A 23,977-nucleotide genomic window follows, 5' to 3' on the forward strand; every position below is an offset into this window, starting at 1 on the left:
CCGACCGTCCAACCTGTTGAATCTACGCCGACCAGGGACGACTGTCCGCCGAATTTACCTTTCGGTCGCAACCTGCTGACCGTCGAGCTCGTGCTCCTCGCGAGGGTGCGGGGCCCACATCAAGAAGATCACCATCAGCGCCAGCATCGCCGAGCCCGGGACGAGCAGGACAAGCCATGGCGAGGCCAGCTGGAAGCTGTCTTGCAGGACGGTGCCGTCGGCGGCGCCCTTGGCGAGCGGGTTGGGGTCCTCGGGCGAGAGCAGCGAGGTGACCAGCAGCATCAGGCCGCCACCGATCGCACCCCCGATGATCAGGGCGCCGAGGGTGACCAGCTCGGAGCGGTTGAGCCAGACCGCGGCGGCGATGCCGACCAGCAGGCCGAGCACGATCGCGCAGACCGAGAACCAGGCGGTCGCGGCGAAGACGCCCTGGTCGATGTTCTGCCCGATGGCGGGCGGGTCGATCGAGATGAGCCCCCGGTACCACTTGTCCTCGAGGACCATCCCGGTCGGCGGGGTCCACAGCGTCGCCGCGGCGAGACCCGCCGCGAGGCCGCCGACGATGAAGGCGGCCACGATGATGGCCACCTGGACCAGCACCGGGCGGGACAGGTCGGGGCGGGCGGAGCGGTGGCCGGTCGCGTAGAGGCTGGGCGGCGGCGGCACGATCAGATTGTCAGGCATCCTGGTCCGAGGAGTTGTTTGAGGTCGGCGAACAGCTCGGGAGTCGGTGCCACCCGTAGCCGGTCATCGAGCTTCATGACCCGGGTCGCGTCCCGTGTCATCAACCGTAGCCTGACCTCGGCTACTCCGGGATAGGTGGTCAGTACGTCACGCAGCGACGCGATCACCTGCGGCGTGCACCGCGTCGACGGCAGCGAGATCACCACCGGCCCCCCGGCGGCACCCGGACCACCGGTCAGGTCGGGGACGGTGACCTCCTGGCCGCGCAGCTCGGGCTGGTCCTTGTCGCGGGAGAGCTGGCCCTTGACCCGGATGATCGAGTCCTCGACCAGATGCGGTGCGGCCAGCTGGTAGGACGACGGGAAGAGCAGCACCTCGACCGAGCCCTCGAGGTCCTCCAGGGTCACCGTCGCCCAGGCGTCGCCCTTCTTGGTGATGCGCCGGTTGACGTTGGTGACCAGCCCGGAGACCGTGACGGTGGTGTTGTGGGGCCGCGTCTCATCGGTCATCAGCTGTCCGATGGTGCAGTCGGTGCCGTTGGCCAAGACGTGCTCCAGGCCCATGAGCGGGTGGTCGGAGACGTAGAGGCCGAGCATCTCGCGCTCATGGCCGAGCAGGGTCATCTTGTCCCACTCGTCCATGTCGGGGATGGCCACCGAGACGCCGAAGCCGTCTCCGCCGTCCTCGTCGAGGCCGCCGAAGAGCGAGTCCTGGCCGATCGCCTCGTTGCGCTTGATGTCGATGTACTGGTCCACCGCGGTCTCGTGGATCGCCACCAGCGCGCGGCGGCGGTGCTTCATGTCATCGAAGGCACCGGCCTTGATCAGCGACTCGATCACGCGCTTGTTGCAGGCCCGCTCGGGCACCTTGGAGAGGTAGTCGTTGAAGTCCTCGAACCGGCTCTTGGTCGTGCGGGCCTCGACGATGCCGTCGACCACCTGGGCGCCGACGTTGCGCACGGCGGTCAGGCCGAAGCGGATGTCGGTGCCGACGGCGGTGAAGTCGTGGGCGGACTCGTTGACGTCGGGCGGCAGCACCGCGATCTTCATCCGGCGACACTCGTTGAGGTAGATCGCCATCTTGTCCTTGTCGTTCTTGACCGAGGTCAAGAGCGCGGCCATGTACTCCGTCGGGTAGTTGGCCTTGAGGTAGGCGGTCCAGTAGGTGACCACGCCGTAGGCCGCCGAGTGCGATTTGTTGAAGGCGTAGTCGGAGAACGGCAGCAGGATCTCCCAGATCGTGTCGATCGCCTTCTGGGAGTAGCCGCGCTCGAGCATGCCGGCCTGGAACCCGGCGTACTGCTTGTCGAGCTCGGCCTTCTTCTTCTTGCCCATCGCGCGCCGCAGGTTGTCGGCCTGTCCGAGCGAGAACCCCGCCAGGACCTGGGCGATCGACATCACCTGCTCCTGGTAGACGATCAGGCCGTAGGTCTCCCCCAGCACATCCTCGAGCGGCTTCTCGAGCTCGGGGTGGATCGGCACGATCGGCTCGCGGCCGTTCTTGCGGTGGGCGTACTTGTTGTGGGAGTCGGCACCCATCGGGCCCGGCCGGTAGAGCGCGGAGACCGCGGTGATGTCGGCGAACCGGTCGGGGAGCATCGAGCGCAGCAGCGCCCGCATGCCACCACCATCGAGCTGGAAGACGCCGAGCGTGTCGCCGCGCTGCATCAGCTCGTAGGTCGGCTTGTCGTCGAAGGGGACGTCCTCGAGCACCAGGTCGATGTCGCGGTTGGCGCGGATGTTGCCCAGCGCGTCCTCGAGGGTGTGCAGGTTGGAGAGGCCCAGGAAGTCCATCTTGACCAGGCCGAGCGACTCACAGGTCGGGTACTCGAACTGGGTGACGACCTGGCCGTCCTGCTTGGGCTCCATCAGCGGGACGACGTCGATGATCGGCTCGGAGGCCATGATCACGCCCGCGGCGTGGATGCCGGTCTGCCGGATCTGGCCCTCGAGACCGAGCGCGGTCTCATAGATCTTGCGGACGTCGGGGTCGGTGTCGTGCAGGGCGCGGAAGTCGCCGCCCTCGCCGTAGCGCTTGTGGTCGGGGTTGAACAGCTCCTTGAGCGGAACCCCCTTGCCCATCACGTCGGGCGGCAGCGCCTTGGTGATCCGGTCGCCGATCGCGAAGCCGTGGTCGAGGATGCGGGCCGCGTCCTTGATCGCCTGCTTGGCCTTGATCCGCCCGAAGGTGGCGATCTGGGCGACCTTCTCCGCGCCGTACTTCTCCGTGACGTACTTGATCGTCTCGCCGCGGCGGTGGTCGTCGAAGTCGATGTCGAAGTCGGGCATCGAGGGACGCTCGGGGTTGAGGAACCGCTCGAAGAAGAGTCCGTGCTCGAGCGGGTCGAGGTCGGTGATCTTCAACGCGTACGCCACGATCGACCCCGCACCCGAACCACGACCCGGGCCGATCCGGATGCCGTTGTTCTTCGACCACTGGATGAAGTCGGCGACCACGAGGAAGTAGCCCGGGTAGCCCTTCTGCAAGATGACGTCGATCTCGAACTCGACGCGGTCGCGGACCTCCTGGGTCGTCTTCTCCCCGGGGTAGCGGATCTCGATGCCGCGCCAGGTCTCCTTGCGCAGCCAGGACTCCTCGGTCTCCCCCTCGGGGATGTCGGCGAGCGCCATGTAGCCACCGGTCGACTCGGTGAACTGCACGTCGCAGCGCTCGGCGATCAGGAGGGTGTTGTCGCAGGCCTCGATCAGATCCTGGCGACCCCACAGCTCGCGCATCTCGGCAGCGGTCTTGATGTAGTAGCCGCTGCCCTCGAACGCGAACCGCTTGCCGCCCTTGGAGTAGGGCGGCTCGTTCATCCGGCTGCCCGACTGCACGCACAGCAGCGCCTCGTGGGCGCTGGCGTCCTCAGGGTTGTTGTAGTGGGAGTCGTTGGTCGCCACCGGCGGGATGTTCATCGCCTTGCCGAGCTTGAGCAGGTCGTCACGGACCCGCTTCTCGATCGAGATGCCGTGGTCCATCAGCTCCAGGAAGACGTTCTCCTTGCCGAAGATGTCCTGCAGCTCGCCGGCCTCCTTGAGCGCCTCGTCCCACTGGCCCAGCCGCAGTCGCGTCTGGATCGCGCCGCTGGGGCAGCCGGTGGAGACGATGATCCCGTTGGAGTGCTCGGCGAGGATCTCCTTGTCCATCCGCGGCTTGAAATAGTAGCCCTCCAGGCTGGAGCGGCTGGAGAGCCGGAAGAGGTTATGCATCCCCTCGGTGTTCTGCGCCCACATCGTCATGTGGGTGTAGGCGCCACCACCGGAGACGTCGTCGCCGCCCTCCTGCGCCGCATCGCCCTTGCCCCACCGCACCCGCTTGCGCTCGCCGCGTGGGGTGTTCGGCGTGATGTAGGCCTCGATGCCGATGATCGGCTTGACGTCGTGGGCCCGCGCCTTCTTCCAGAAGTCGTAGGCCCCGTGCATGTTGCCGTGGTCGGTCATCGCGATCGCCGGCATCTCGAGCTCGCTGGTCCGTTTGAACAGACCGTCGAGGAGCGAGGCACCGTCCAGCATCGAGTATTCGGTGTGGACGTGCAGGTGGACGAAAGAGTCCTTGGAGCCGGCCGCCATTGGCGTGGAGCCCTCCTCGAGGTCGAACGGATGGAGCGGGCGCAGGGGCCCGTGCAAACGGACGACCTGGGGGAAGGACTACAGACTATCTGGCGCCACCGACAGTTTTTCGGGCGGCTGGCCGTACAGTCTTGAGTTGTGGTGACGATCATCGACGGCGGCCTGTCCAACGCGCTGGAAGCCCGCGGCCACGACGTCTCCGGCACCCTGTGGACGGCCCGGCTGCTGGATGAGTCCCCCGCGGAGATCGCCGCCGTCCACCGCGCCTACTACGCCGCCGGCGCCGACGTCGCCACGACCGCGAGCTACCAGGCCAGCGTGCCCGGTTTCGTGGCGGCCGGGATGAGCGAGACGTACGCCACCGAGCTCCTGCGCCGCAGCGTGCGCGTCGCGCGCGAGGTCGCCGAGGAGGCTCCCGGGCGCCTGGTCGCCGCCTCGGTCGGACCCTACGGCGCCTATCTGGCCGACGGGTCCGAGTACCGCGGCCGCTACGGGGTCTCCGCGGCCGTGCTGCGTGACTTCCACGCGCCCCGGCTGGCACTGCTCGAGACCGAGGATCCCGACCTCATCGCGGTCGAGACCATCCCAGACATCGAGGAGGCCGAGGTGCTCGTCGACCTCCTCGACGACATCGGCCTCCCGGTGTGGTTCTCCTACTCCTGCGCCGGCACCCGCACCCGCGCCGACCAGCCCTTGGCCGACGCGCTGGCACTGGCCGCGGGCATCCGCTCCGTGGTCGCCGTCGGGGTCAACTGCTGCGACCCGGCCGACGTACCCGCCGCCATACAGCTCGCCACCGCCACTGGCGAGCCCGCCGTCGTCTACCCCAACACCGGGGAGGTCTACTCCGACGGCGCCTGGACCGGCACCCCTCACTTCCGCCCCGGCGAGGCCCTCTCCTGGATCCGGTCCGGAGCCGCGTACGTCGGTGGCTGCTGCCGCGTCGGCCCCGCCGAGATCGCCCTCATCGCCGCCGAGGCGTCACGTACGTCGGCCGAAGCGTCACCTACGTCGGCCGAGTAGGCATCGAGGCGCCATCTCGGCCGACGCGAGTGACGCCTCGGCCGACCTGGGCGACGTCTCGGCTAGGGCCAGGCCATCCGTACGTCGGGAGTCTTCTCCTGGTTGGCGGAGCCGTCGGTGCGCTCGACCTCGCGCAACCCGTGGCGGGCGTAGAAGGCCCGCGCGGGGGTGTTCATCTCGAAGACCCAGAGACCGAAGCCGTCGGGGGCCAGCGACTTCACCAGATCGAGCAGCATGGTGCCGAGGCCGGTGCCCTGGGCGCGGGGGTGGACGAAGAGGTCGTCGAGCCAGGTCGGGGTGAAGGCGACGAAGGCCGAGACGGCGCCGGCGACCTCCGTGACCCAGACCTGCGACCCCTGCTGAGGCGCCAGGACCTTGACCGCGAGCCACTCCCGGATGTCCGACTCCGGGTAGATCGGCGCCGGCATCGGCGCGGCGGCACGGGCCTCGACGTAGGTGCGGACGATCTCAGCGATGTCCTCGGGCTCCGCGGGACGGAGCACCGCCTCAGTGGGAGTCGCGGATGACATCGAGCGCGTGCTGGAGGTCGTCGGGGTAGGTCGACTCGAAGGTGACGTACTCACCGGTCTCCGGGTGCTCGAAGCCGAGCTGCACCGCGTGCAGCCACTGCCGCTCGACCCCGACGCGCCGCGCCAGGGCGGGGTCGGCGCCGTAGGTGAGGTCGCCGACGCAGGGATGCTTCAGCGCAGACATGTGGACGCGGATCTGGTGGGTGCGCCCGGTCTCGAGGTGGATCTTCAGCAGCGAGGCGAACCGATGCGCCTCCAGCGTCTCGTAGTGGGTGATCGAGTGACGCCCGTCCGCGCGGACCGCGAACTTGTAGTCGTACTTCGGGTTGCGCCCGATCGGTGCGTCGATCGTCCCCTCGAGCGGGTCGGGGTGGCCCTGGACCAGCGCGTGGTAGGTCTTGTCGACCGTACGCTGCCGGAACGCGTTCTTGAGGACGGAGTAGGCGTGCTCGGACTTGGCGATCACCATCACGCCGGAGGTGCCGACGTCGAGGCGCTGGACGATGCCCTCGCGCTCCTTGGCCCCTGAGGTCGAGATCCGGAAGCCGGCCGCGGCAAGGTGGCCGACGACCGTCTGTCCCTGCCAGCCCGGCGAGGGGTGGACGGCCACGCCGACGGGCTTGTCGATCACCACGAAGGCGTCGTCGTCGTAGATGATCTTGATGCCCTCGACGATCTCGGGCTTGATCTCCAACGGGTCCGCCTGCGACGGGATCGTCGCGTCGAGCATGGACCCGGCGCTGACCCGGTCGCTCTTGGCCACGACCGAGCCGTCCACGGTCACCAGGCCCTCGGCGATCAGCTCCGCCGCGCGGGTGCGGGAGAGGCCGAACAGCCGCGCCATGGCGGCATCGACCCGCTCCCCCTCCAAGCCGTCCGGGACGTGCAGCGTGCGCTGATCGGCGTGACCGAAGTTCACTTCTTCTCGCCCTCGGACTCGCCCTCGGACTCGCCCGCGGACTCGCCCGCGGACTCGTCCGCGGCGCCGCCGTCGATCGACCCGTCCAGCCCGATCCCCTTGAACGAGAAGATCACGATCAGCACCGCGGCCACGTTGATGCACATGTCGGCGACGTTGAAGATCGGCCAGTTGGGCAGCTGGAAGAAGTCGACCACGTGCCCGACGTAGAAGCCCGGCTCACGCAGCAGTCGGTCGACCAGGTTGCCGCTGATGCCGGCGATCAGGATGCCGAGCGCGATGGCCCAGCCCCGGTGGCGCACCCGGCGAGCGAACCAGAGCACACCGATCGTGGCCACGATCGAGAGCGTCGTGAAGACCCAGGTGTGGCCGGTCCCCGTCGAGAAGGCCGCTCCCGGGTTGCGGATGATGTTGAGCTGGAGCACCGAGCCGATCAGCTCCTGCGGCTGCCCAGGAACGAGCTTCGCGACCGCCCAGAGCTTCGTGATCTGGTCGATGACCAGCAGAAACACTGCGACGGTCGCGAACTCTGCCCAGCGAACAGGGCGCACGTCGGACTCAGGACCGGTATGTGCGTCGCTCAGCGACGCTCCTCGCGCTGCTTGCATGTCATGCACAGTGTGGCACGCGGGAACGCCATGAGCCGCATCTTGCCGATCGGCTCCCCACACGACTCACAGATGCCGTACGAGCCGTCCTCGAGGTATCCCAGGACGCGCTCGATCTGGGCCAGCTTGTCCTTCTCGCTGTTGACCACGGTCAGCTCGTGGTCACGCTCAAAGCTGGTCGCGCCCATGTCCGCCTGGTCCTGGCCGGCGCCGTCGCCGGAATCCTTCATCAGGCCGGAGAGCTCGGTCTCGAGAGCGGTGAGCACCTCGAGGCTGTGAGCCCTCATCTCGTGAAGCTCGTCGATGACCTCGTTGAGCTCATCCTTGGTCCACGGGTCCTCGCCGTCCTTCACCTTCAGCTGGTCAGGAGAGACGACGGTCTTGGTTGCTTTCTTAGGCACGGCACTCGCTTTCTGGTGTGTGACACGGCCCCCCGGGCCGCAGGGTGGTCAGGTTTGGCTAGGCGCTCGCCATGGCGCTTCGAACAGCCATGACGTAGGAGCTGGTATTCCCAGAAAGCTCGGGCGTCGTCACCTGGACGCGCCCGACTGCCGCGCTGGCGCGACACCTCATCGGTACAGACATGGAGTCCCCTTTCTCCTGCCGTCACTTCGCGCCGCCGAGTCGGTGCGGAGTGCGTGCCCGGAATGTAGCCCGGGAATCGGCTCCGCTCAACTAACACACCGAAACTGAACGCATATTGGTCCGCAGCGCGGAAAAACTCCGAAATCCTCTTACAGGACCCGTCTCACCTGCTACAACGCGTTTCTGCCTCAGCCGGCCGACCGGGACAGGAGGCAGCGGACGTACGCATCGGCCGGCCCCGCGATGCGGGACCGGCCGACGGAAGCCTGACTACGAGAGCCTCAGCCCTCGTCCTCCCCCAGGATGGAGCGCAGACGCTTGGGCGCCGGGCCCGACTCGTTGACGGCGGCCGCCATCACGGGCGCCTGTGACTCAGCCGAGTTGTTGAGCGCGTCGAGCTGCTGCGTGAAGTAGCTCTTCAGGCGGGAGCGGTACTCACGCTCGAAGTTGCGCAGGGTGTCGACCTCGGTGGTCAGGTTGTCCTTCTCACGCTCGAGCTCGCCGAAGAGCTGCTGACGACGCTCGGCGGTCTCGCTGTCGAGCATCTGCGCACGGGTGCGCGCATCGGCCTCCATGCGGTCGGCCTTCGACTTCGACTCGCCCTCGAGGCGCTCGGCCTTGGTGCGGGCCTCGCCGACGATCTTGTCGGCGTCGTTCTTGGCCGTGTCGATGAGCGCGTCGTGGTTGCGCGTGGCCAGCTCGAGCAGGCGCGCGGCGGCGTTGGACGCCTCCGGCACGGTCTCGACCCGGATCGTCTCGATACCGCCGGTCTGCGGTGGCTCCTGATACATCGGCATCTGGTGCGAGACCGGCTCAGGAGCCGGCATCGGCTCAGGAGCAGGCGGCTCGGGAGCCATCGGGAAGGACGGACCCCCACCCGACTGCGCAGATGCCAACTTCCCGCGAAGGTCGTCGTTCTCCCGGGTGAGACGTGCCAGTTCGGCCTCGACCTCGTCGAGGAACTGGTCCACCTCGCCCATGTCGTAGCCCTCGCGGAGCCGGACGGGAGTAAAGCGCTTGTTGCTCACGTCCTCTGGCGTCAGCGGCATGACCTCACCCATTCATTACTCGGTTGACTCAGACGTACGGACTGCACCGCCGGGGGGCGGCATCAGGTAATGCTGTCGAAACTCTAGCGCCTGTCCGTAGACATGCCAGATGCGGACCGCATCCAGGCACCCACGAGCAGGTGTCGAAGGCCTCAGCTCTGGTTGAAGAAGCCGCCCTCAACGATCCTCTGCTTGGCCTCAGCCGTGACCGAAACGTTCGCAGGTGAGATAAGAAACACCTTGTTGGTGACCCTCTCGATGTTCCCATAGGTAGCAAAGATCAGGCCCGCGGCAAAGTCGACAAGCCGTTTCGCGTCGGCATCGTTCATCTCGGTGAGGTTCATGATCACCGGCGTGCCGTCGCGGTAGTTCTCGCCGACTTGACGCGCTTCGTTGTAGGACGTCGGGGTCAGCGTGATGATCTTGGAAAGCTCGGCCACCGCAGGCACCACCGTTGCTCGTCGCCGCTCGGAAAGGTCGGCCACCGGGGCCGGACGTGACTGCTTCGACCGCACCGGCGCCTTGACGGCCTCGTGGGAGCGGGTCTCGTCGTCGTCGCCGTCGTAGACATCGTCGTCGTACCCGGTGTCCTCGAGCAGGCCGAGGTATTCACCGAACCTGCGCATCGCGCCGCTCATGTGTGTCCCACCTTCCCCAAAGTATTGCTGTCCGAGACATTACTTGACAGTTGGCCTCTCTCCGAGGACCGCAGACCCGACACGTACGTGTGTCGCGCCATGGGCAATCGCCTGCTCCAGGTCGCCGCTCATCCCCGCCGACAGCACCGTCGCCTCGGGATACTCGACCAGGAAGTCCTCGCGGATCCGCGCCAGCCGGACGAACGCCTGCTCCGGCTCCTCGCCCAGCGGCGCGACCGCCATCAGGCCCCGCAGCCGGAGCCCGTCGGTCGCCTCGACCTCAGCAGCCAGGTCGCGTACGTCACCGGGATCCGCCCCGGCACGACCCTCGCGACCGGGCGGGTCGAGGGAGACCTGGAGGAGCACGTCGAGGATCTGGCCGCGCTCCCCCGCGCCACGGCTGAGCCGGGGCAGCAGGGAGGAGCGGTCGACGGACTCGACCACGTCGGCGTATCCGGCCACGGCCGCCGCCTTGTTGGACTGCAGCCCGCCGACGTAGTGCCAGCGCAGCCCGAGGTCGGCGCACTCGGCCGCCTTGGCCGCCGCCTCCTGGTGGCGGTTCTCGCCGACGTCGGTGACGCCGAGACCGGCCAGGATGCGTACGTCGGAGGCGGGGAAGAACTTGGTGACCACGACCAGGTGGACGTCGTCGGCCGGGCGACCGGCGGCCTTGGCGGCCACCGCGATCCGCTCGCGGGTCTCGGCGAGCCCCGCTGCGATCTCATCGGCGCGATCGGTGGCCATCAGGCACCACGCAGCCGGATCAGGGCACCCAGCGACATGCCGGCGCCGTCACGGCGGTAGGAGTAGAGGTCCTCGGACTCGCGGGTGCAGCGGCTGGCGTCGACCGTCTCGACGCCCTCGCGGGCCAGCTGGGCGAGCACTCCGGCGCCGACGTCGAGGCTCGGGGTGCCCCAGCTCGTGGTGGCGCGCGTGGCCGGCTCGACCGCGGCGATCTCCTCCTGCATCTCGGCAGGCACCTCGTAGCACTTGCCGCACACGTGCGGTCCGACCCAGGCGGTGATCCGCGTCGCACCGAGCGCGCGCATCCGGGCGATGGTCTCGGGCACGACCCCGACCGCCATCCCCTTGCGGCCGGCGTGCGCCGCGCCGATGACCCCGGCGGCCTCGTCGGCGAACAGCACGGGTACGCAGTCGGCGGTGCGGACCAGGAGCACCAGGTCACGCTCGGTGGTGACGATCCCGTCCGCCTCGGGACGGGTGCCGCACGCCGCGTCGACGACCGCCTTGCCGTGGACCTGGTAGAGGTCGGCGTAGGGCGCGCCGTCGGCGAAGTCGGCCAACAGCAGCCGATGGTTCTCGGCCTTCGCGTCGGCCGAGTCCGAGCCGTTGACCGCCAGGTTGAGCTCGGCGTACGGAGCGAGGCTGACCCCGCCGTACCTGTCGGTGAACGCCAGGTCGACGAGGCCTGCTGAGGCTCGGAACGAATACAAGAAGGGACCTACTTCAAACTGTGCTTACTTGAGGAAATCGGGAACGTCGAGCTCATCATCGCTGAACTGGACGCTGGGAGCGGGCTTCTTGGCGACCGGGGCGGGCTCGGCCGGCGGGGCCGCGGGCGGAGGCGTGGCCGGAGCCGGCTGGGCGGGTTTGGCCGGCGCGGCGGCCGGGGCCTCCTCGGACTCCTCGGCGCGACGGGTCGCGACCGCGGTGGCCACGGCGGCGGTCTCGCCGTTGGCGGCGGACTGGGAGCCGCTGGAGCGGCCCTGCACGCTGCCGAGCGCCGAGGCGCCCTCGCGACGCTTGGGCATGCCGCCGTCGAAACCGGCGGCGATCACCGTGACCCGGACCTCGTCACCGAGCGCGTCGTCGATGGTCGCGCCGAAGATGATGTTGGCCTCCTGGTGGACCGCGTCGGCGACCAGCGCGGCGGCCTCGTTGATCTCGAAGAGGCCGAGGTCGGAGCCACCCGCGATGGAGAGCAGGACGCCGTGGGCGCCATCGATCGACGCCTCCAGCAGCGGCGAGGAGACGGCCATCTCGGCGGCCTCGACGCTGCGGTTGTCACCGCGGGCCGAGCCGATGCCCATCAGCGCCGAGCCGGCGTTGGACATGACCGACTTCACGTCGGCGAAGTCGAGATTGATCAGGCCGGGCGTGGTGATCAGGTCGGTGATGCCGGAGACACCCTGCAGCAGCACCTGGTCGGCCTGGCGGAACGCGTCCATCACCGACACGTTGCGGTCCGAGATCGACAGCAGCCGGTCGTTGGGGATGACGATGAGGGTGTCGACCTCCTCGCGGAGCTTGCTGATCCCCTCCTCGGCGGAGTTGGCGCGACGACGGCCCTCGAAAGCGAACGGGCGGGTCACCACACCGATGGTCAGGGCGCCGAGGGAGCGGGCGATGCGGGCCACGACCGGGGCACCACCGGTGCCGGTGCCGCCACCCTCGCCGGCGGTCACGAAGACCATGTCGGCGCCCTTGATGACCTCTTCGATCTCGTCGGCGTGGTCCTCGGCGGCGCTCTCCCCCACACTCGGGTTGGCGCCGGCACCGAGGCCGCGGGTCAGCTCGCGACCGATGTCGAGCTTGACGTCGGCGTCGCTCATCAGCAGCGCCTGGGCGTCGGTGTTGATGGCGATGAACTCGACCCCCTTGAGGCCGACCTCGATCATCCGGTTGACAGCGTTGACGCCGCCGCCACCGATGCCGACGACCTTGATGATCGCCAGATAGTTCTGTGCAGCTCCCACGGTGGTCGCCCCTTCGATCGCTGGTTGGTCCTACGGCGGTTCTTAACCCTTACCCTCAACCTGAGGGTTATAGTTATGTCAACCTCGCCGTTCTCAGAACAGTAGGCAGACGTACGTCCTCAAACTGGCGCGACACGCGGACGCGGATCAGTTGTGCCGATCTCGTGCCTTCCGGTAGGGGCAATGTGGCAGAGCCGCCCGGAAGAGGGATCAGTCCAGGCTCTTGTTGGTGACCGGCTGGCCGGGCACGGAGACGTCGTAGCGGGCCACGTCGGGCTCCGCCTTCATCAACGCGACCAGCACCTCGGCCTTGGTGTCGGACTGGGCGCTGCTCCCCCACACCACGCGCTTGTCGTTGCGCAGCTCCAGGGAGATCGAGTCGACGGTGGTCACCTCGACGTGGTCGACCCTCTTGGCCAGGTCGGCCGGAAGCGCCGAGGCCACCGCGGCGGCCTCGCGGAGCGCGTCGGAGTTGGTGCCGGTCACGGTATTCACCATCGGCAGGCCCGAGGGCGCCTTCTTGTAGTCCCAGAAGACGGTTCCGGTCTCGTCGAGCGCGCGGAGCCGGCCGCCGATGGAGACGACGGCCACCGGCGTACGTTCGGTGACGTCGACCCGGATCTTGTCGGGCCACTCGCGCGAGACGTTGACCGAGCGCACCATCGGCAGCCCGTTGAGCACCCGCACCTGCACCGCCTCGAGGTCGGCGGTGGCCAGCGGCTCGCCGACCGGGACGGCCGCGAACTCGACGACCTGCTTGGCGCTGGTCATCTTCATCGAGCCGTGCACCGAGGTGCCCTTGACCTGCAGCCAGGTGGAGAAGTAGACCGCCCAGATCCCACCGAGCAGGAGGGCGATGACCAGGGTGCCGACGATGAGGTAGCGCCAGGCGAGCCAGCGCCGACGCCACTGGCGCCGGGCGAAGGCCTTGCGGCTCTTCAGGGTCGCTGGGTCGACGGCCGCACGCTCAGCCTCGGACTCCTCGGACTCGTCCGACTCCGTCTCGGGGCGCGACGCGGTCGACTCGGCGCTCGACTCAGCCTCGGCCTCCGCCGCATCGAGGTCGATCTCGCGCTCCCCGGACGCCGACTGCGCGATCTCCAGGGCCTCGGCGATCTCGGTCTCCACGCCCGACCCCTTCTCCGCCATGCTCGCCTCCCCCAGCGTTACTGCTCTGCCCTACGTAGCCTGGCGAGCACCATCGGGCCCACCTCGGTCACGGTACCCGCCCCGAGGGTGAGAACCAGGTCACCCGGTCGGGCGCGGCGGGCCAGCTCGGCGGCGGCCTCCTCGAGCCCGGCGACACTGACGACCCGGTCGGGCGGCAGCGGCACCGCGTCGGCGACCAGCTTGCCGGTGACCTCGGGGTCGTAGTCCTCGCGGGCGAGGTAGACGTCGAGGACGACGACCTCGTCGGCGGCGCCGAGCACGCGGCCCATCTCCTCACCGAAGATCCGGGTGCGGGAGACCATGTGCGGCTGGAAGGCGACGATGAGCCGCCCCTGCCCTGCCACGGACCGGCCGGAGACGAGGTCGCCGGCGATCTCGGAGGGGTGGTGGGCGTAGGAGTCGTAGACGCGTACGCCTGCGGCCTCGCCCTTGCGCTCCATCCGCCGCCGGGTGCCGGTGAACGACTCCAGCCCCGCCTTGAGCAGGTCGAAGGAGTGACCCAGGCGCAGGCCGACCGTCAACGCGGCCAACGCGTCGGCGACGTAGTGGCGCCCGGGGATCTGCAGGGTGATCCGGCCCAGCTCGTCGAGTCCGTCGACGACGGTGAAGGAGGAGGTGGTGCCCTCCAGGACGACGTCGACGGCGCGTACGTCGGCCAGCTCCGACTCACCGACGCCGATGAAGCGGCGGCCGAGCGAGTGGGCGACGTGGCGCAGGTCGGCGGCGCCGGGGTCGTCGATGACCGCGACCAGGAACCCGTCGGGAGCCAGCCGCCCCACGAACTGGGCGAACCCCTCCCGGTAGGCCTCCTCGGTCCCCCACTGGTCGAGGTGGTCGGCCTCGACGTTGGTGACGACCGCGGCGTAGGGCTTGTAGACCAGGAAGGCGCCGTCGGACTCGTCGGCCTCGGCCACGAACAGGTCGCCCGAACCCTCGGCGGCGTTGGTGCCCGAGGCGGCCAGCTCGCCGCCGACGGTGTAGGTCGGCGCGGCGCCTGCGGCCTGCAGGGAGACGGTCAGCAGCGAGGTGGTGGTGGTCTTGCCGTGGGTGCCGGCGACGGCGAGGACGCGGCGGCCCTCCATCACCGAGGCCAGGCCGGCCGAGCGCGGGTAGATCCGCAGGCCCTTCTCGACGGCCGCGACGTACTCGGGGTTGTCCTCGCGGATCGCCGTGGAGACGATCAGCGTGTCGACACCCTCGACCTGCTCGGCCGCGTGGCCGACGTGGACGGTCGCACCCTCCTCGCGCAGCGCGGCGACCATCGAGGAGTCGGCGCCGTCGCTGCCGGAGACCTGGATCCCGCGGGCCAGCATGACCCGGGCGATCGCCGAGAGGCCCGCCCCACCGATGCCGATGAAGTGGACCCTGCCCAACTGCTCGGCGGGAAGGATGTGCTCAGGAACCGGAACCCTCACGATGCAACCTCCAAGATGATCCGTGCCAGCCGCTCGTCCGCGTCCCGCGGCACCAGGTCGCTGGCGGCCTTGGACATCGCCTCGAGTCGGGCGCGGTCGGTGACGATCGGGGGTACGTGGCTGCTGACCCACGCGGCACTCATGTCGGCGTCGGAGACCAGCACGGCGCCGCCGGCGTCGACGACGGCACGCGCGTTGAGCGACTGCTCGCCGTTGCCGATCGGGAGAGGTACGTAGACGGCCGGGACCCCGACGGCGCTGGCCTCGATCACCGAGTTGGCGCCGGAGCGGCAGATCATCAGGTCGGCCGCGGCCAGCGCGAGGTCCATCCGGTCGACGTAGTTGAGCACGTGGTAGCCGGGGCCGGGCGAGGCCAGCTCGTTCTTCGGGCCGATCACGTGGAGCACCTGGATCCCGTTGCGGGCCAGGGTCGGGTAGGCACCGGAGACCGATTCGTTGATCGTCCGGGCGCCCTGCGAGCCGCCGGTGACCACGATCGTGGGGCGGTGCTGGTCGAGCCCGAAGAAGCTGCGCGCCTCAGCGCGCAGCGCCCAGCGGTCCAGCGTCGAGATCATCCGGCGGATCGGCAACCCGATGTACTCGGCCTTGGGCAGCTTGGTGTCGGGGAAGCTCACCGCGACCCGGTCGGCGACCCGGGCTCCCGCCTTGTTGGCGAGACCCGGCATGGCGTTGCCCTCGTGCACGACGATCGGGATGTGGCGCCGCTTCGCGGCGAGGTAGGCCGGCATCGAGACGTACCCGCCGTAGCCGACGACCACGTCGGGCTTGACCCGGTCGAGCACCTCGTAGGTCGCGTCGACCGCGCCCTTGAGGTTGGCCGGCACCTTCAGCAGGTCGCTGCTGAGCTGGCGCGGCATCGGGACCGGCGGGATCAGCTCGAGCGGGTAGCCGGCGGCGGGAACCACCTGGTTCTCCAGGCCGCGAGGCGTGCCGAGGCAGGTCACCTCCACGCTGGGATCCAGACGGCGCAGGGCATCAGCCGTGGCGAGCAGGGGGGATGTGTGTCCGGCGGTGCCACCACCGGCGAGGAGGGCCTTCATGATGCGTCCGAACTTATCGGTTGCGTTGAGCGGACCGGTAAGCGGCTGCCTGGCGGGCCCGATCCTTTGCCAAGGCTTTACGCTGCTTCAGCGCCGCGGCTGCCGCCGGTTCACGACGGGCGAAGCCGATCACGACGCCGAGCGCCACCATCGACGGGATCAGCGCGGAGCCGCCGTAGGAGACCAGCGGCAGCGGGATGCCGATGACCGGCAGCAGCGCGAGCACCATGCCCACGTTGATGATCATCTGGCCCAGCAGCCAGACCAGCACGCCGAAGCTGAAGTAGCGTACGAACGGCCGGTCGGTCTGGCGCGCGACCTTGACCAGGGCGAAGGCGAGGGTCAGGAAGAGGCCGACGACGAGCAGGGTGCCGACCAGGCCGAGCTCCTCGCCCAGCACCGCGAAGATGTAGTCGGTGTGGGCCTCGGGCAGGTCGCCCCACTTCTGCTGCGATGCCCCGATCCCCTGCCCCAGGACACCACCCGAGCTGAGCGCGTAGAGACCGTGGGAGGGCTGCCAGCCCTGTCCGTGGTAGTCCTTGAACGGGTCCACGAAGCTGGTCAGCCGAGCCAGTCGCTCGGTGTCGGTGCTGATCAGGAACAGCACCGACACACCGATGATCGAGATCGCGATCCCGAAGAGCCGCCCGGGCGCCCCGACCACCCACAGCATCCCGAGCACGATCGCGAAGAAGACCAGGGCGGTGCCGAGATCGCGGCCGGCGAGGACGAGCCCGGTGGCCAGCGCGATGCCGGGCAGGACCGGCATCAGCACCTCGTGGAGGCTGTCGAGCCGGCGCTCCTTGAGCGCGTAGACGTGAGCCGCCCACAGGACCATCCCCAGCTTGGCGATCTCGCTCGGCTGGATCTTGACCGGGCCGGCCCCGATCCAGTTCTGCTGGCCGTTGACGTCGTGGCCCAAGAAGATGGTCAAGAAGAGCAGCACGCAGGCGATGACGTACCCCGGCCAGGCCAGCCGACGCAGGTGCTTGGGCCGGATCCTGGAGGCGATGAACGCGCACGGGATGCCGATGATCACCCAGAGCACCTGCCGCCCGACGATCGCGTAGGAGTTGCCCATGTACTGGTAGGCCCACACGCTCGAGGCGCTCAGCACCATGATCAGCCCGATGGTCAGCAGCAGCGCGGTGCTGGTGAGCAGCAGGTAGTAGGCGGCCAGCGGCCGGTTCAGCGCAACCCTGAGCGCGTGGAACCAGGCCTTGAGGTAGCCGAGGACCGACTTCGGGTACGCCTTGGCCTGCTCGGCCGAGCCGGTACCGGTCTGGTCGGGGCTGGTGGTCGTCACTGCCTACCTCCCAGTTGCGGTGCGACGTACGTCCATTACATTCTCGCCGCCGTCTCGGCGTTCGCCGCGCATCTCCCCCGCGCGTGTCGCCCCCGCCTCGGCAGGCTGAGGTCAGAGCTGGCGGCGTACGGCGTCGGCGAAGGCGTCGCCGCGGGCCTTGTAGTCGCGGAACTGGTCCTGGCTGGCACAGCCGGGGGCCAGCAGCACGGTGTCGCCGGGCTTGGCCAGCGCGGCGGCGATCTCGACCGCCTCGGCGAGCGCGGCCACGCCGTCGGGGTCGTCGAGCTCGACGACCTCGAGGTCACCGGCGTGGGCGGCGAGGGCGGAGGCGATGACGTCGCGGTCCTGGCCGATCAGGACGACGGCCCGCAGCCGGTCGTGGATGGAGGCGACCAGGTCATCGAACCGGGCGCCCTTGGCCAGCCCACCGGCGATCCAGATCACCGGGTCATAGGCCTGCAGCGAGGCCTGGGCGGCGTGCGGGTTGGTCGCCTTGGAGTCGTCGATCCAGGTGACGCCGTCGGCCTCGGCGACGACCTCGATGCGGTGGCCATCGGGGCGGAACGACTTCAGCCCGTCGCGTACGGCGGCCTGGGAGACCCCGTGGGCCCGGGCGAGCGCGGCCGCGGCCAGCGCGTTCTGGACGTAGTGGGGCGCGGCGGAGGCGAGGTCGGAGATCTGGCACAGCTCCGCGGCCGAGGTCTGGCGCTCCTCGATGAAGGCCCGGTCGACCAGGATGTCCTCGACCACCCCGAGCTGACCCACCGCCGGGGTGCCGAGGGTGAAGCCGATGGCGCGGGCGCCCTCGACGACGTCGGCCTCCTCGACCAGGTGCATCGTGGCCTCGTCGGCGACGTTGTAGACGCAGGCCCGCTCGACGCCCTCGTAGACGCGGCCCTTGTCGGCGGCGTACTCGGTCATCGAGGGGTACCAGTCGAGGTGGTCCTCGGCGATGTTGAGGACGACGGCGGCCTCGGCGCCCATCGAGGAGGTGTAGTGGAGCTGGAAGGAGGAGAGCTCCACGGCCAAGACGTCATAGGGCTCGGGGTCCATCACGGCCTCGACGATCGGCAGGCCGACGTTGCCGACGGCGACGGACCGCAGCCCGGCCGTACGCAGGATGTTGTCGAGCATCTGCACGGTCGTGGTCTTGCCGTTGGTGCCGGTGACCGCCAGCCAGGGGGCGGCGTTGTCGGGGTCGCGCAGCCGCCAGGCGAGCTCGACCTCGCCCCAGATCGGGATCCCCCGCTCGCGCGCCTGGGCGAGCAGCGGCGCGGTCGGGCGCCAGCCGGGAGAGGTGACCACGACATCGACGTCGTCGGGCAGCACGTGGGTGGCGCCCTCGCCGAGGCGTACGTCGGCACCCAGGATGCCGAGGAGCTTGGCCTTCTCCTGGCGCTCCTCGTCGCCCGGGGACTCATCGAGCGCGATCACGCTCGCACCGAGGTGGGTCAGGTTGTCGGCGGCGGCGAAACCGGAGACGCCGAAGCCGGCCACGACCGCCTTCACACCCTCCCAGGAGTCGTTGCGGCCGAGCTTGTCGAGCTTGTCGCCGGTGTTCTCGGGCTCGGTCATCAGATCGTCGCCACCCATTCGGCGTAGAAGATTCCGAGGCCGGCCGCGACGCAGAGGCCGGTGATGATCCAGAACCGGATCACCACGGTGACCTGCTCCCAGCCGAGAAGCTCGAAGTGGTGATGGATCGGTGTCATCCGGAAGATGCGTTTCGGGGTGCCGGTCAGGCGGCGAGAGAGCTTGAACCAGCTGACCTGCAGCATCACCGCGGAGGTCTCCATCACGAACAGACCGCCGAGGATGATCAGCAGGAACTCGGTGTGCGACAGGATCGCGAACCCGGCCAGCACGGAGCCGAGCGCGAGCGAGCCGGTGTCGCCCATGAAGATCCGCGCCGGGCTCGCGTTCCACCACAGGAAGCCGATGCACGCGCCGCTGATCGCGGCGCCGAGGATCGCCATGTCGAGCGGGTCGCGCACCTCGTAGCAGGTGCCGATCTCCACGCTCGGGCGGCCGCAGCGCTGGTTGTTCTGCCAGATCGAGATGATCGTGTAGGCGGCGAAGACGATCGCGGCGGAGGCCGCCAGCAGTCCGTCGAGGCCATCGGTGAGGTTGGTGGCGTTGGAGGTGCCGGTGACCATGATCCAGAAGACCAGCAGCAGCAGCGCGCCACCGAGCCAGTAGAGGATCCCGTCGCCGCCGAGGAAGTGCGGCCCGAAGTCGCGGATGAAGGAGAGCTGGTCCGCCGCCGGCGTGATGCCGTCGGCGTTGGCCAGGCCCGGATGGATCGCCACCACGCCGAAGCCGACCGCGACCAGCGTCTGCCCGACCATCTTGGACCAGGCACGCAGACCGAGGTTTCGCTGCATGAAGACCTTGATGTAGTCGTCCACGAAACCGACGGCCGCCATGCCGACGAAGAGGAAGAGCAGCAGGTACGCCGTCGCGCTGGGTGCGTCGCCGGTGAGCAGCTTGGCCACGACGTAGCCGACGATGACCGAGATCACGATCGCGACACCACCCATCGTGGGCGTGCCGCGCTTGGTGCGGTGGGTCGTCGGCCCGTCCTCGCGGATCTCCTGGCCGAAGCCCAGCTTCGTGAACTGGAGGATCGCAAATCGAGTGCCGAGCAGCGAGAACAGAAGCGCAATCGCTCCGCTCAGCAAGATCGCTCTCATGTCAGCCGGGTGCCTTCCTTGCCATGCCGTTCCATGTCCTTGCCCCCGGGCCGGTGTGCATAGCGAAGACACCGGCCCCCGGCATTCTTCCCTACGGGTTCGCCGGCTCTGCGGCACCCCGCCGTATCAGCACATCGATCACTGTGACGCCAACGCCGCACGCACGACCTCGCGGTCGTCGAACGGGTGGGTGACGCCGTTGATCTCCTGGCCCGTCTCATGGCCCTTACCTGCGACAACGACGATATCCCCGGGCTCGGCGAGGCTGATCGCCCGGGTGATCGCGGCACGCCTGTCGCCGATCTCCTCGACGCTCGCGCTCGCGCCCTCGGTGCCTTCGAGGACCTGTCGCCGGATGCTCGCCGGGTCCTCGGTGCGGGGGTTGTCGTCGGTGACGATCACGTGGTCGGCCAGGCGTGCGCTGATCTCCCCCATGATCGGCCGCTTCCCGGTGTCGCGGTCTCCCCCGGCCCCGATCACGACGATCAGCCGGGACTCGGTCAGCGGGCGGAGCGTGCCGAGCGCGGCCTCGACCGCGTCCGGCTTGTGCGCGTAGTCGACCACGACGGTGAACGGCTGGCCCTCGTCGATCCGCTCGAGGCGTCCGGGGACGCCGGAGCCCTTGGCCAGGGCCGTCGCCACTTCACGTACGACGGACTCGTCCTCGTACGCCTGGTGGATGCTCGCCAGCGCGGCCAGGGTGTTGCTGACGTTGTAGTCGCCGGCCAGCGGGCTGGCGCCGGGGAACTCCAGGCCGTCGGGGCCACGGACGGTGAAGCTGGAGCCGTCGGGGCGCAGCTCGACGTCGGTGGCACGCCAGTCGGCGGTGTCGTCGTGCAGCGCGTAGGTGAGGATCGGGATCCTCGTCTCCGCGGCGAGGCGGCGGCCGTGCTCGTCGTCGATGTTGACGATGCCCAGCTTGGCCCGCTCCGGGGTGAACAGGTCGGCCTTCGCCGCGTAGTAGTCCTCGACCGTCTCGTGGAAGTCGAGGTGGTCGCGACCCAGGTTGAGGAAGACGGCGACGTCGAAGACGACCCCGTCGACACGGCCCATCACCAGTGCGTGGGAGGAGACCTCCATGGCGCACGCCTCGGTCCCCTCCTCGACCATCCGGGCGAAGAGGCCGTGCAGGTCGGGAGCCTCGGGTGTGGTCAGTGGCGTCTTCACGTCGCGCCCGCCGATGCGGGTGCCGACGGTGCCGATGACGCCCGCGCGGTGGCCGGCGTCGAGCAGCGCGCTCTCGGCCAGCCGGGTGGTCGTCGTCTTGCCCTGGGTGCCGGTCACGCCGATCAGCCGCAGCCTGCCGGAGGGGTTGCCGTAGACGCGGGCCGAGAGCGAGCCGAGCACCTTGCGTGGTTTCTCGACGAGCAGCACGGGCACGTCGGCGAGGCCCTGGGCCTCCAGCTCGGCGGCGCCGGCGGCATCGGTGAGCACCGCGACCGCTCCGGCCTCGACGGCGCCGGCGGCGTAGCCGGCACCGTGCGCCCGGCTGCCGGGCAGGGCGGCGTAGAGGTCACCGGGCAGCACCCGTTGGGAGCTCAGCGTGACCCCGGTGACGCGGGCCTCGCCGCGCACCTCCAGACCGAACTCGCCGGCCAGCTCGGCCAGCGTCACCGGCTCGGTCACTCGCGGGCGGGTCGGGCTCTTCGGCTCCGCCGTCTCGTACGCACTGCTCACCAGGCGAAGGTTATCCGCCCGGCGGGACCAGGTCCCGCCGGGCCGACATCAGGCGTGGCGTTCAGGCGTGGCGCAGCTGGGTCAGCGCCGCGGCGCTGAGCTCGTGCGGCTCCTGGCCGGGAACGACGAGCACGACAGGTACGCCGGCGTTCCGCACGACCGCCGAGGTGATCGAGCCGTCGGCGAGCTGCACGGCACGGCCCCGGGGCGAGGAGCCGATCGCGATCGTGCGGACCCGGGCCTCGTTGGCGTACCTGGCCAGCACCATCCCGGCGCTGGCGTGATCGCCGACGCTGTGCAGCACCAGACCGGTGGCGCTCACCCCGCGGGCGGCGAGGCGGTCCAGGTGGGCGCGTACGGTCGCGGCGGCCATCTCCGGCTCCTCCGCGTCGATGGCCAGCTCCTCGACGACCTCGGTCTCGCGGACGTGGACCACCTCCAGCGGCGCACCCTCGGCTGCGGCCATCTCCGCGGCCCGGTCGACGACGGCGTCGGCGTCGAGAGTGGCGCCGACGGCGACCAGCACCGGCCGGCCCTCACCGCGAACCGGCCCGACGGGCTCGAGCGTCGCCGCGACGGGCTCGGCGGTCTGCGCCGACTCGGCGGCCGTGATCAGCTTGTGGCCGCTGGCGAGGACGGGGATCGCGATCAGGAACGCCGCTGCGCCGACGTAGAAGGCCACCGACTGGTCGGTCGCCTCGGCGATCTTGCCCGCGGCGAACGGGGCGAGGCCGCCGCCGATGAAGCGTACGAACCCGTAGGCCGAGGATGCGATCGGCCGCTCCACCGGGGAGACCAGCATGACCGCCTGGGTGGTCAGCGTGTTGTTGAGCCCGACGAAGATCCCGGACAGGATCACGGCCACGATGACCACGGTCGGCGAGGAGACGCCCAGGCCGATGATGGCGAGCAGGGCGCCGAGACCGAGCAGGTTGACGTAGAGGGTCGGCGCGGTGCCGAAGCGGCGCTGCGCCCATGGCGCGCCCCACACGGCGAAGATCGCGACCAGGATGCCCCAGGCGAAGAAGACCCAGCCGAGCTGGAGCGGGTCGTGCAGCCCCATCGGGTAGGGCGCGTAGCCGAGGAGGGTGAAGAAGCCCCAGTTGTAGAGCAGCGCCATGATGCCCATGGTCAGCAGCCCGCGGTGGCGCAGCGCGGCGAGCGGTGCGAGCAGGGTGACCTTCTTCTCCGGCTTGGGCGTCGGTGGCAGGAAGACCAGGGTGGCGACCAGCGCGATCGCCATCAGCGCGGAGACGCCGAAGAACGGACCGCGCCAGGAGATGCCACCGAGGACGCCGCCGAGGAGCGGTCCGACCGCGATGCCGAGACCGAGCGCGGTCTCGTAGAGGATGATCGCGCCCGCGAACCCTCCGGTCGCCGAGCCGACGATGACGGCGAGGCTGGTGGAGATGAACAGCGCGTTGCCCAGGCCCCAACCCGCACGGAAGCCGACGATGCCGTCGACACCGTCGACGGTCCCGGCCATCCCGGCGAACACGACGATCAGGACCAGGCCGAGGATCAGCGTCCACTTCGCGCCGATCCGGCTGGAGACCCAGCCGACTCCGATCATCGCCACGGCGGTCACCACGAGGTAGCTGGTGAACAGCAGCGACACCTGCGCCGGTGTCGCCTCCAGCTCCTCGGCGAGCACCGGCAGGATCGGGTCGACGAGCCCGATCCCCATGAACGACACCACGCATGCGAACGCGACCGCCCACACGGCACGTGGCTGCTTGAACGGACTCGCGGTAGCTGCCCTGAGTTGGGAGCTCATTCTTCTTGCCTCTTCTCAGACGTTTGTTTCGTACGCGTCGCCGGCAGGCCGGCGCGTCAGGAATCGAGCACGGCGTCGACGAGCCGGTCGAGGGCGGGCAGGGCCGCCGCGATGGCGGTCCGGTCGGCTCCATCGAGGCGCTCCAGCGCCGCCTCGAGCACCTCGGCCCGCTGCGTACGCCTCGCGCTGGTGACCTCGCGACCGCGGTCGGTGGTCTCGACGAGGACTCCGCGGCGGTCGGCCGAGTCAGCCGTACGCAGCACCAACCCGTCCTGCTCGAGCCGGTTGACCAGCTGGGTCATCGCCGGCTGGGACACCCCCTCGGCCCGGGCGAGGTCGGTGATCCGCTGACCACCGAGCCGACCCAGCCGCGCGAGCACCGCTGCTCCGGTCGTGGAGACCTCACCGGCCGTCGACACCTCTCGCACGAGTCGCACCAGTCGCTCCATGGTCGGTGCCAGATCTCGGCCGGTGACTTCTGCGCTCACCTGAACAACATAACACGCTTATGTATTGGTTGCCAATTGAAATCTCGGTCCGCAGCGCGCGACGGCGC

General features: G+C 69.4%; 21 protein-coding genes. 1 reads left to right on the plus strand and 20 read right to left on the minus strand.

Annotated features, from left to right (window positions below; all coding sequences use genetic code 11):
* Positions 1–54: 54 nt before the first annotated feature.
* Positions 55–684: a hypothetical protein gene (locus ACIRON_RS03925; protein WP_402989227.1), complete on the minus strand. Its 630-nt coding sequence runs from the start codon at positions 682–684 to the stop codon at positions 55–57.
* The gene (gene dnaE, locus ACIRON_RS03930; protein ID WP_402989230.1) at positions 669–4,253 is read right to left on the minus strand and encodes a DNA polymerase III subunit alpha; all 3,585 of its coding nucleotides are present in this window, start codon (positions 4,251–4,253) and stop codon (positions 669–671) included. Before dnaE ends, ACIRON_RS03925 begins: the two co-directional genes overlap by 16 nt.
* Before the next feature lie 138 nt (positions 4,254–4,391).
* On the opposite strand from dnaE, the gene mmuM reads away from it, so the two are divergent.
* Entirely contained in the window at positions 4,392–5,276 is an 885-nt protein-coding gene (gene mmuM / locus ACIRON_RS03935; RefSeq protein ID WP_402989233.1) for a homocysteine S-methyltransferase, read from the plus strand.
* A gap of 62 nt (positions 5,277–5,338) precedes the next feature.
* On the opposite strand, the gene ACIRON_RS03940 is transcribed toward mmuM, so the two are convergent.
* The 18 genes from ACIRON_RS03940 to ACIRON_RS04025 all read right to left on the minus strand — a co-directional run bounded on the left by ACIRON_RS03940 (position 5,339) and on the right by ACIRON_RS04025 (position 23,909).
* Positions 5,339–5,806, minus strand: coding sequence for a GNAT family N-acetyltransferase (locus ACIRON_RS03940; RefSeq protein WP_091046440.1), 468 nt, complete (start codon positions 5,804–5,806; stop codon positions 5,339–5,341).
* Positions 5,784–6,725, minus strand: coding sequence for an RluA family pseudouridine synthase (locus tag ACIRON_RS03945; protein ID WP_402989236.1), 942 nt, complete (start codon positions 6,723–6,725; stop codon positions 5,784–5,786). Before ACIRON_RS03945 ends, ACIRON_RS03940 begins: the two co-directional genes overlap by 23 nt.
* Entirely contained in the window at positions 6,722–7,333 is a 612-nt protein-coding gene (gene lspA, locus ACIRON_RS03950; RefSeq protein WP_402989238.1) for a signal peptidase II, read from the minus strand. Before lspA ends, ACIRON_RS03945 begins: the two co-directional genes overlap by 4 nt.
* Positions 7,306–7,734, minus strand: a complete 429-nt coding sequence (locus tag ACIRON_RS03955; RefSeq protein WP_091047579.1) for a TraR/DksA family transcriptional regulator — start codon at positions 7,732–7,734, stop codon at positions 7,306–7,308. The genes lspA and ACIRON_RS03955 overlap by 28 nt, the downstream gene beginning before the upstream one ends.
* Positions 7,735–8,199: 465 nt before the next feature.
* Positions 8,200–8,967 (minus strand): DivIVA domain-containing protein, encoded by a 768-nt coding sequence (locus ACIRON_RS03960; protein ID WP_256328576.1) that lies wholly within the window; start codon positions 8,965–8,967, stop codon positions 8,200–8,202.
* Between the two features lie 152 nt (positions 8,968–9,119).
* Positions 9,120–9,605, minus strand: a complete 486-nt coding sequence (locus ACIRON_RS03965) for a cell division protein SepF (protein WP_402989242.1) — start codon at positions 9,603–9,605, stop codon at positions 9,120–9,122.
* A 39-nt stretch (positions 9,606–9,644) separates the two neighbouring features.
* Positions 9,645–10,349 (minus strand): YggS family pyridoxal phosphate-dependent enzyme, encoded by a 705-nt coding sequence (locus ACIRON_RS03970; RefSeq protein ID WP_402989245.1) that lies wholly within the window; start codon positions 10,347–10,349, stop codon positions 9,645–9,647.
* Complete coding sequence (pgeF, locus tag ACIRON_RS03975) at positions 10,349–11,059, minus strand: peptidoglycan editing factor PgeF (protein ID WP_402989248.1); 711 nt, start codon at positions 11,057–11,059, stop codon at positions 10,349–10,351. Before pgeF ends, ACIRON_RS03970 begins: the two co-directional genes overlap by 1 nt.
* A gap of 24 nt (positions 11,060–11,083) precedes the next feature.
* Positions 11,084–12,322 (minus strand): cell division protein FtsZ, encoded by a 1,239-nt coding sequence (gene ftsZ, locus ACIRON_RS03980; RefSeq protein ID WP_402989251.1) that lies wholly within the window; start codon positions 12,320–12,322, stop codon positions 11,084–11,086.
* A gap of 210 nt (positions 12,323–12,532) precedes the next feature.
* On the minus strand, positions 12,533–13,471 hold the full coding sequence (locus tag ACIRON_RS03985) for a cell division protein FtsQ/DivIB (protein WP_402989254.1): 939 nt from the start codon (positions 13,469–13,471) through the stop codon (positions 12,533–12,535).
* Between the two features lie 17 nt (positions 13,472–13,488).
* A complete protein-coding gene (murC, locus tag ACIRON_RS03990; protein WP_402989257.1) occupies positions 13,489–14,907 on the minus strand; it encodes a UDP-N-acetylmuramate--L-alanine ligase in 1,419 nt (472 codons plus the stop codon).
* Positions 14,904–15,968 carry an undecaprenyldiphospho-muramoylpentapeptide beta-N-acetylglucosaminyltransferase gene (gene murG, locus ACIRON_RS03995; protein ID WP_402989259.1) on the minus strand — a complete coding sequence of 355 codons (1,065 nt, stop codon included), beginning with the start codon at positions 15,966–15,968 and terminating at the stop codon, positions 14,904–14,906. Before murG ends, murC begins: the two co-directional genes overlap by 4 nt.
* A 13-nt stretch (positions 15,969–15,981) precedes the next feature.
* Complete coding sequence (ftsW, locus tag ACIRON_RS04000) at positions 15,982–17,274, minus strand: putative lipid II flippase FtsW (RefSeq protein ID WP_402989262.1); 1,293 nt, start codon at positions 17,272–17,274, stop codon at positions 15,982–15,984.
* 111 nt (positions 17,275–17,385) lie between these two features.
* Positions 17,386–18,849: a UDP-N-acetylmuramoyl-L-alanine--D-glutamate ligase gene (gene murD, locus ACIRON_RS04005; protein ID WP_402989939.1), complete on the minus strand. Its 1,464-nt coding sequence runs from the start codon at positions 18,847–18,849 to the stop codon at positions 17,386–17,388.
* Positions 18,849–19,967: a phospho-N-acetylmuramoyl-pentapeptide-transferase gene (gene mraY, locus ACIRON_RS04010; protein WP_378728495.1), complete on the minus strand. Its 1,119-nt coding sequence runs from the start codon at positions 19,965–19,967 to the stop codon at positions 18,849–18,851. Before mraY ends, murD begins: the two co-directional genes overlap by 1 nt.
* A gap of 138 nt (positions 19,968–20,105) precedes the next feature.
* Positions 20,106–21,566: a UDP-N-acetylmuramoyl-L-alanyl-D-glutamate--2,6-diaminopimelate ligase gene (locus tag ACIRON_RS04015; RefSeq protein ID WP_402989942.1), complete on the minus strand. Its 1,461-nt coding sequence runs from the start codon at positions 21,564–21,566 to the stop codon at positions 20,106–20,108.
* Positions 21,567–21,705: 139 nt separating this feature from the next.
* Positions 21,706–23,421 (minus strand): MFS transporter, encoded by a 1,716-nt coding sequence (locus ACIRON_RS04020; protein ID WP_402989265.1) that lies wholly within the window; start codon positions 23,419–23,421, stop codon positions 21,706–21,708.
* Between the two features lie 56 nt (positions 23,422–23,477).
* Positions 23,478–23,909 (minus strand): MarR family winged helix-turn-helix transcriptional regulator, encoded by a 432-nt coding sequence (locus ACIRON_RS04025; protein ID WP_402989268.1) that lies wholly within the window; start codon positions 23,907–23,909, stop codon positions 23,478–23,480.
* Between the last annotated feature and the right edge of the window lie 68 nt (positions 23,910–23,977).

The sequence above is a fragment of the Nocardioides sp. NPDC101246 genome (genome assembly GCF_044767415.1).
Lineage (GTDB): Bacteria > Actinomycetota > Actinomycetes > Propionibacteriales > Nocardioidaceae > Nocardioides.

Excerpts from the sequence above, each read along its gene's own strand:
- murD (WP_402989939.1), bottom strand. The coding sequence starts at position 18,849 with ATGACCGAGCCCGAGAACACCGGCGACAAGCTCGACAAGCTCGGCCGC.
- ACIRON_RS03965 (WP_402989242.1), bottom strand. The coding sequence starts at position 9,605 with ATGAGCGGCGCGATGCGCAGGTTCGGTGAATACCTCGGCCTGCTCGAG.
- ACIRON_RS03970 (WP_402989245.1), bottom strand. The coding sequence starts at position 10,349 with ATGGCCACCGATCGCGCCGATGAGATCGCAGCGGGGCTCGCCGAGACC.
- ACIRON_RS03960 (WP_256328576.1), bottom strand. The coding sequence starts at position 8,967 with ATGCCGCTGACGCCAGAGGACGTGAGCAACAAGCGCTTTACTCCCGTC.
- dnaE (WP_402989230.1), bottom strand. The coding sequence starts at position 4,253 with ATGGCGGCCGGCTCCAAGGACTCTTTCGTCCACCTGCACGTCCACACC.
- ACIRON_RS03925 (WP_402989227.1), bottom strand. The coding sequence starts at position 684 with ATGCCTGACAATCTGATCGTGCCGCCGCCGCCCAGCCTCTACGCGACC.
- mraY (WP_378728495.1), bottom strand. The coding sequence starts at position 19,967 with ATGAGAGCGATCTTGCTGAGCGGAGCGATTGCGCTTCTGTTCTCGCTG.
- ACIRON_RS04020 (WP_402989265.1), bottom strand. The coding sequence starts at position 23,421 with ATGAGCTCCCAACTCAGGGCAGCTACCGCGAGTCCGTTCAAGCAGCCA.
- murG (WP_402989259.1), bottom strand. The coding sequence starts at position 15,968 with ATGAAGGCCCTCCTCGCCGGTGGTGGCACCGCCGGACACACATCCCCC.
- ACIRON_RS03940 (WP_091046440.1), bottom strand. The coding sequence starts at position 5,806 with ATGTCATCCGCGACTCCCACTGAGGCGGTGCTCCGTCCCGCGGAGCCC.
- lspA (WP_402989238.1), bottom strand. The coding sequence starts at position 7,333 with ATGCAAGCAGCGCGAGGAGCGTCGCTGAGCGACGCACATACCGGTCCT.
- ACIRON_RS03985 (WP_402989254.1), bottom strand. The coding sequence starts at position 13,471 with ATGGCGGAGAAGGGGTCGGGCGTGGAGACCGAGATCGCCGAGGCCCTG.